7 protein-coding genes are annotated in these 7145 nt (G+C 65.5%); 4 read left to right on the top strand and 3 right to left on the bottom strand.

Going from position 1 to position 7145, the window contains the following annotated elements; genetic code table 11:
* Positions 1-128 precede the first annotated feature (128 nt).
* Positions 129-1169, top strand: coding sequence for a class II fructose-bisphosphate aldolase (gene fbaA, locus RHBS_RS21730; RefSeq protein WP_121872198.1), 1041 nt, complete (start codon positions 129-131; stop codon positions 1167-1169).
* Positions 1170-1268: 99 nt separating this feature from the next.
* On the opposite strand, the gene RHBS_RS21735 is transcribed toward fbaA, so the two are convergent.
* Positions 1269-2060: a hypothetical protein gene (locus RHBS_RS21735; protein ID WP_128646410.1), complete on the bottom strand. Its 792-nt coding sequence runs from the start codon at positions 2058-2060 to the stop codon at positions 1269-1271.
* Between the two features lie 149 nt (positions 2061-2209).
* Here RHBS_RS21735 and RHBS_RS21740 point away from each other — a divergent pair, with 149 nt between their 5' ends.
* On the top strand, positions 2210-3757 hold the full coding sequence (locus tag RHBS_RS21740; RefSeq protein ID WP_187298587.1) for a DUF3151 family protein: 1548 nt from the start codon (positions 2210-2212) through the stop codon (positions 3755-3757).
* A 79-nt stretch (positions 3758-3836) separates the two neighbouring features.
* Complete coding sequence (locus RHBS_RS21745) at positions 3837-4766, top strand: cation diffusion facilitator family transporter (protein WP_121872200.1); 930 nt, start codon at positions 3837-3839, stop codon at positions 4764-4766.
* Here RHBS_RS21745 and RHBS_RS21750 read toward each other — a convergent pair.
* Positions 4756-5223, bottom strand: a complete 468-nt coding sequence (locus RHBS_RS21750) for a pyridoxamine 5'-phosphate oxidase family protein (protein ID WP_183130377.1) — start codon at positions 5221-5223, stop codon at positions 4756-4758. The two genes, RHBS_RS21745 and RHBS_RS21750, sit on opposite strands and share 11 nt — an antisense overlap.
* Positions 5224-5276: 53 nt before the next feature.
* Here RHBS_RS21750 and RHBS_RS21755 point away from each other — a divergent pair, with 53 nt between their 5' ends.
* Positions 5277-6248: a YafY family protein gene (locus tag RHBS_RS21755; RefSeq protein WP_121872201.1), complete on the top strand. Its 972-nt coding sequence runs from the start codon at positions 5277-5279 to the stop codon at positions 6246-6248.
* Position 6249: 1 nt separating this feature from the next.
* On the opposite strand, the gene RHBS_RS21760 is transcribed toward RHBS_RS21755, so the two are convergent.
* On the bottom strand, positions 6250-7023 hold the full coding sequence (locus RHBS_RS21760; RefSeq protein ID WP_121872959.1) for a site-2 protease family protein: 774 nt from the start codon (positions 7021-7023) through the stop codon (positions 6250-6252).
* Between the last annotated feature and the right edge of the window lie 122 nt (positions 7024-7145).

Genomic DNA, 7145 nt, shown 5'->3' on the forward strand with positions numbered 1-7145 from the left:
AATGACCAGAGGGGCGCGGGAGTGGAGCCTGCGGAATGACCAGAGGACGCGGGTAAGCACGACACCGGGCCCGGAGGTTGCCATACTGCAGAGGACACAACCGAACTTTTCAATGGAGGAATGACGCCGTGCCTATCGCAACTCCCGAGGTCTACGCCGAGATGCTGGGCCGGGCGAAGGAACACAAGTTCGCCTTTCCGGCAATCAACTGTGTGGGTTCCGAGTCCATCAACGCCGCCATCAAGGGCTTCGCCGACGCGGGTAGCGACGGCATCATTCAGTTCTCGACCGGCGGAGCCGAATTCGGATCCGGACTCGGTATCAAGAGCATGGTCACGGGCGCTGTCGCACTCGCCGAGTTCGCGCACGTCGTAGCCGCCGAGTACGACGTCACCATCGCTCTGCACACCGACCACTGCCCCAAGGACAAGCTGGACACCTACGTGCGTCCGCTGCTTGCGATCTCGCAGGAGCGCGTCGACGCAGGCAAGAACCCGCTGTTCCAGTCGCACATGTGGGACGGCTCGGCCGTTCCGATCGACGAGAATCTGGAGATCGCCAAGGATCTGCTGACCCGCGCAGCGGCCGCAAAGATCATTCTGGAGATCGAAATCGGTGTCGTCGGCGGCGAGGAAGACGGCGTCGAGGCCGAGATCAACGACAAGCTCTACACGTCGAACGAGGATTTCCTCAAGACCGTCGAGGCTCTCGGTGCAGGCGACGCAGGCTCGCGCTACCTGCTGGCGGCTACGTTCGGCAACGTGCACGGCGTCTACAAGCCGGGCAACGTCAAGCTGAAGCCGTCCGTGCTCGCCGACGGTCAGCGTGTGGCCAGCGAGAAGCTCGGCCTGGCCTCCGGCTCCAAGCCCTTCGACTTCGTCTTCCACGGCGGATCGGGTTCGGCGAAGAGCGAGATCGAAGAGGCTCTCGAGTACGGAACGGTGAAGATGAACGTCGACACCGATACCCAGTACGCATTCAGCCGTCCCATCGCCGGACACTTCTTCTCCAACTACGACGGTGTGCTCAAGATCGACGGGGAGGTCGGCAACAAGAAGGCCTACGACCCGCGCAGCTACCTCAAGAAGGCCGAAGCCGGCATGACGGCCCGTGTCGTCGAGGCGTGCAACGACCTCAAGTCCGCCGGCCGCAGCGTATCCGCAGGCTAGAGCGGGGAAGCCCGCACGTGCGCGGAACCTCGTAGCAGGCTACGAGGTAGGAGTGGAGCCTGCGGAACGACCCGCAGGCTCCGCCGCGCACATGCAGCGTCAGCTGCACACCTTCCACTGATCGCCTTCGAGGCGTAGGTCGAAGGTGCGCGGCGATCGATCGTTCGGGTTGGCATCGGTGTGCGCGATGACCTGAGCGATCGCGGTGGTGTCGTCGCCGACCTGGATGGCGTCGATGCTGTCGAGGGTCGGTATGTTGCCCTGCTCGAGCGATACGCGATGCACCTCGGCGAATTCCGCATCCGGGATGTCTCGGTAGAACGTCGCCAGGTCACCGCACGAGGTACTGCGCAGCGTGGCCAGGTCGCCGCCGGCCAACGCTCGGGTGAAGGACTCCACGGTCGTTCTGATCCGGGCCTCCGGGGAGTCGTCGACGCTCGTGCGGTCGATCAGCAGGTACGCACCGGCGGTCACTGCCGCGATCACGACAACCGCGGCCACCAGTGCCGCCCACCACTTCTTCCGACTCGGTGTGCCGGGTTCTGTCGGCGACGGCCCGACGCGCTTGGGGCCGACCTGCTTCGGTGCTGGTCGCTGCGGTTCGATCTTCCTCGGCCCGACTGGTTGCGGCACAGCGGCGGGTGATTTCTTCTCGGCCGCAACATCTTTCGTTGCAGCTTCGGATGGGTTGCGCGGCGGGATGCGACGCGGGGCTGCGGTGGGCTTCGCGACCGGCTTCGCTTCTGCAACGGCCGGTTTCTCGGCTGGGGCAGTGGCGATCTGCTCGGTCGGAGTGTCGGCGGGCTCGTCGACCTGCTTCTTCTTGCCCAGGTCGATCTTCTCGGTGGCTGCGTCGGCCTCGGAGGGTGCATTCTTCTTCGCGTCCGGCATGCGTTCTCCCTCGTTCACCGAATTCTTGCAAGAGCGGTATGTATCGAATTTCGTCAGCTGGCAGCCTATCGACCGTGTCGGCCGCTCAGCACGAGCGCCACCGGGGGTGTTCGGACACGATTCGGTGACGTAGGGGCACAATGAGCGCCATGACTTCTTTCGGTGATCTGCTCGGACCCCAACCCACACTGTTGCCCGGAGACGACGAGGCCGAATCCGCGCTGCTGAACCACGAGGCACCCGAGACCGTTGCGGCGGCGCATCCGACGGCGTCCATCGCGTGGGCCTACCTCGCCGAGGCCGCGCTCGAGTCGGGTGCCACCATCACGGCGTACGCCTACGCTCGTACCGGCTACCACCGAGGTCTGGACCAGTTGCGTCGTAACGGATGGAAGGGATTCGGGCCGGTCCCGTACAGCCATGAGCCCAACCGAGGATTCCTCCGATGCGTCGCAGTCCTCGCCAAGGCGGCCCGCGACATCAACGAGCACGACGAGTACGCCCGCTGCCTCGACCTCCTCGAAGACTGTGACCCCAAGGCAGCAGAAGCGCTCGGCCTGGCTGATCGGGCCCGCGCCAGCCGGGCGCGAGGCCGAACCCGGCTGAAGTCGGGCAGTGCTCGGCTGAAGTTGTCGCTACTTCCGATCATTCAATGCGCGTTGGCGGCAGGTGTGGCGTGGTTCGTCGCGACGGACATCGTCGGTCACGAGAGCCCGTTCTTCGCACCGATCGCCGCCGTCGTCTCGCTCGGCGTCTCGCTCGGTGCTCGCCTGCGCCGATCGGCCGAGCTCGTCGTCGGAGTGACGGTGGGCATCGGCGTCGGAGATCTGCTTATCTCACTGATCGGCAGTGGGCCGTGGCAGATCGCTCTGGTCGTGGTGTTGGCGATGTCGGCTGCGGTGTTCCTCGACGGCGGCCCGATCATCGCGATGCAGGCCGGGTCGTCCGCCGTGCTGGTGGCGACGCTCATCCCGCCAGGCAACATGGGTGGCCCCAACCGCATGGTCGACGCGTTGGTCGGTGGTCTGGTGGGCATCGCGATCGTGGCGTTGATTCCGACGCATCCGGTGTGGCGAGCCCGTAAGGATGCGGCGAGCGTGTTGGCGACGGCTGCGAGTGTGTTGCAGAAGGTGGCCGACGGTTTGGTGGCGAACGATCCCAAACCGATCGAGGAGGCGTTGCGGAAGGCGCGTGCGACGCAGTCGGGTATCGATGCTCTGCGGACCGATCTCAAGGGCGGCCGGGAGATCGCGCGAATTTCTCCGATGTACTGGAATCACCGTAATCGTCTTGCGACGCTCGCGGCCACGGCCGATCCCATCGACAACGCCGTCCGCAACATCCGGGTGCTCGCGCGTCGGTCGCTGACGCTGGTGCGCGACGACGAGATCCTCGATCCGCGGGTTGTCGACGAGGTGGAGAAGTTGGCGCATGCGGTCGAGGTGTTGCGGCAGATGATTCTCGCCGATCCGGGGCAGAAGCCGGACGCGGCCGAGGCGGCGCGGGTGTTGCGGTCGGTCGCAGCCGGTGCCAAGCCTGAGTTGATCTCGAACGCCGGTCTGTCGGCGACGGTGGTGTTGGCGCAGTTGCGGTCGATCATCGTCGACCTGCTGCAGGTCGCCGGGCTCAAGCGTATCTCCGCGTTGGCGACGCTTCCGCCGACGGTGGAGCACCCGCACGTCCCGCCCGAGTTGTGACCCGAGCACACCATTGCATATATGCGTATGTACGCATATGGTGACTTCCGGAAGTAGACATCGGTCACCAGGGGGAGTCATGGGCGCGGGTCACGGGCACAGTCACGGCGTGGGCGGTCACACGCCGGCAGGTGCGGGGCCGCCCCGGTCTCGCGTGCGCAAGATGATCGTCGCGCTGGCCATTCTGGTGGTGTTCCTCGTCGTCGAGGCGACCGTGGCCTTGGCGATCGGGTCGCTCGGCCTGCTCGCCGACGCGGGTCACATGCTCACCGATGTTCTCGGCATGTCCATGGGTCTGATCGCGCTGTTGCTCGCCCGTAAGGGAAGTGCCGTAGCGGCAAGGACATTCGGCTGGCATCGGGCCGAAGTGTTGACCGCCATCGCGAATGCCGTTCTGCTGCTCGGTGTTGCGGCCTTCATCATGTACGAGGCGATCTCGCGCATCGGCGATGCACCTGAAATCCCCGGCGTGCCACTCATTCTCACCGCGACTGCGGGCCTCGCGGCCAATATCGTCGTCATGCTGCTCATTCGCGGCGACGCCAAGGATTCCCTGGCCGTCCGCGGTGCCTACATGGAAGTTCTGGCCGATGCGGTCGGCAGTGTCGGCGTGCTCGTGGCCGGCGTGCTGATGGTCGTGTTCGGGTGGACCTGGGCAGACATCGTCGTCGGCGTCCTGATCTCCCTGTGGGTTATCCCGCGTGCGATCAAGCTAGCCGGCTCGGCATTGCGCATTCTCACCCAGGCCAGTCCCGGACACGTCGACGTCGACGCGCTGACCGGCGATCTGAGCGCGCTACCGGGCGTGACGGGGGTTCACGACCTGCACGTGTGGACGCTGACCACCGGAATGGATGTGGCCACCGTGCATCTCGAATGCGAGGGCTCGTCGTCGATGGTGCTCGACAGGGCCCGGTCCTTGCTGTCCGCCTACGGCCTCGACCACGCCACGGTGCAGGTCGAGCCCGCCGCGCACGGCCGAACCTGCAAGGAAGAGCTCACCTGGTGACGGTGCGCACGTCGGAGCCGGGACGCCACACGTCGATCTGCATGTGATCGTCCACCAGTGAGGTCAGGACGACCTCGTCGATGTCGAGATCGAACACGTGGTGCGGCACCAGCTCGCTCGGTGACGCGTCGAATATCGGTTGCAGCACAGCAGGATCGGTGATTTCGACGGCACGCCCACCGATCTTCGCGTCCCCGCCCTCCATCGAATGGTGACCCGGATTGCTGTGCAGCGCGAACCGCCCGTCGCGCTGCAGATCTCGCGCTTTTACGGCACCGAGCATCGAACCGAGTCGCAGCACACCGCTGTCGTCGAACTCGACCTCGGTTCCGCTGACGCGCGGTGAGCCGTCCGCCCGGAGCGTCGCGAGTACGTGATGCTTGTGGGCGGTGAATCTGGCCTGCACCGCCGAGGCCAGGTTCGGGGCGGCTGTCGAGAAGTCGTTCCACGTCGTCATGTGTCGAGTATCGACGCCCATCACTGACATCGTGTGTCAGTAATATCGGACAGATGCGTTCCGCACGATTGCTTCGGATCATGTTGTTGCTCCAAGAGGGGCGGCAGGCGACCGCGCAGTCTCTCGCGGACGAGGTGGAGGTATCGGTGCGCACCATCTACCGCGACATCGGCGCGCTCGGGGCCGCAGGTGTGCCGCTCTGGACCGAACCGGGCCCCGGCGGCGGTATCCGACTGCTCGACGGGTGGCAGTCGAAACTGACCGGCATGACCGGTACCGAAACGTCGGCGCTGATGCTGCTCGGTATGCCGTCGGTTGCGGCCGACCTCGGATTGTCCGACGCCACCGCCGCTGCCGAGAGCAAGCTCCTCGGCGCGCTGCCGGTGTCGCTACGGGCGAGCGCGCAGTTGTGGCGTGAGCGTGTGCACGTGGATGTTCCCGGGTGGTTCACCGCGCCCGCGGCGAACGAGTTGGTCCCGGTGTTGGCGCGTGCGGTGCTCGGTGGGCGACAGATCGAGATCGGTTACCGCGGCAGGAGTCGGGTTCTCGGGCCGCTCGGACTCGTGGTGAAGGCCTCGGTCTGGTATCTGGTGGCCCAGGAGTGGAGCCTGCGGAACGACCCGGATGCTCGCGGTGAGCGCATTCTGTCGTTTCGGGTCGATCGGATCGAGAGCGTGGCGGAATTGGCGATCGAGGTGCTTCGGCCGGCCGGGTTCGACCTCGCGCAGTGGTGGGGTGCGTCGATGGCGGAGTTCGATCGGTCGCTGCTGAGGTTCCCCTGTCGAGTTCGATTGTTCGACAACGCGGTGCGTGCTCTGCCTCGGGTGATCGGCGTCGCGGCCACTCCAGAACTCGGTCCGCCCGACAGCGACGGATGGACCGAGGTGGAGTTGATGCTCGAGAGCGAGGATGTCGCTCTCGCTCAGCTGATCGCGCTCGGCGGGGGAGTCAGCGTGTTGGATCCCGCATCGTTGCGTCGATCGCTGCGTGATGTCGCGTCGAGCATCGTGCGTGAGAACAGTTGAGTCACAGCCAGAATCGCATCAGGTAGTTGCCGTTGCCGGCGAAGAACTCGGGAACACCGGACAGCCCGAACAGGGTGTAGATCGCCCCGAAGAATGCGGAGTTGACTGCGGGCACGAACAACAACGCGACGAGAACGAGGATTCCGTAGCCCTTGAATTGGTTCAGCGACGCACGGGTGGCGGGCGAGAGCGAGGGCTCGAGTGCGGCGTATCCATCGAGTCCCGGTACCGGAATCAGGTTCAGGATCGTGGCCATGATCTGCAGGAACGCCAGGAAACTGAGCCCGTACCAGAAGGCCTGATGGGTGCCGTCGGTGCCGAACATGCGAATGACGATCAGGAGTATCACGGCGACAACGGCGTTGGCGAACGGTCCGGCGAGGGCGATGCGCCGCTGCGTGGACGCCGAGAATTGGCCGGTGCGCAGATACACGGCACCGCCGGGCAGTCCGATTCCGCCGATCGCGATGAACATCACCGGCAGGACGATCGAGAGCAACGGGTGGGTGTACTTCAGCGGGTTGAGCGTCAGGTAACCGCGAAGTTCCACTTCCCGGTCGCCGGCCCGAAAAGCGGTGTACGCGTGCCCGAATTCGTGCAGGCACACCGAGGCGATCCATCCGGCGAGAACCAGTACGAACACTCCGAGGCGCGCGGCGACGGACGTGACGTCCTCGGCCGTCCACGCCAGCGCGCCGCCTACGCCGGCGACCGCGAGAACGGCCACGAACACCGGGCTCGGCAGGACGGGACTGCGGCGCAGCGGAACGGTCATCGGACCAGCAACCACTCTTCGTGGTGACGGTAGAACGTCGATCTCTTCACCGTTCTGTCGCCTGCGATGCCGTCGCGCATCAGGTCTGCGGCGGGGGAGCCGAGCTGCATCGCGCGTCCGCC

The organism is Rhodococcus sp. BS-15 (assembly GCF_000813105.1).
Lineage (GTDB): Bacteria > Actinomycetota > Actinomycetes > Mycobacteriales > Mycobacteriaceae > Rhodococcoides.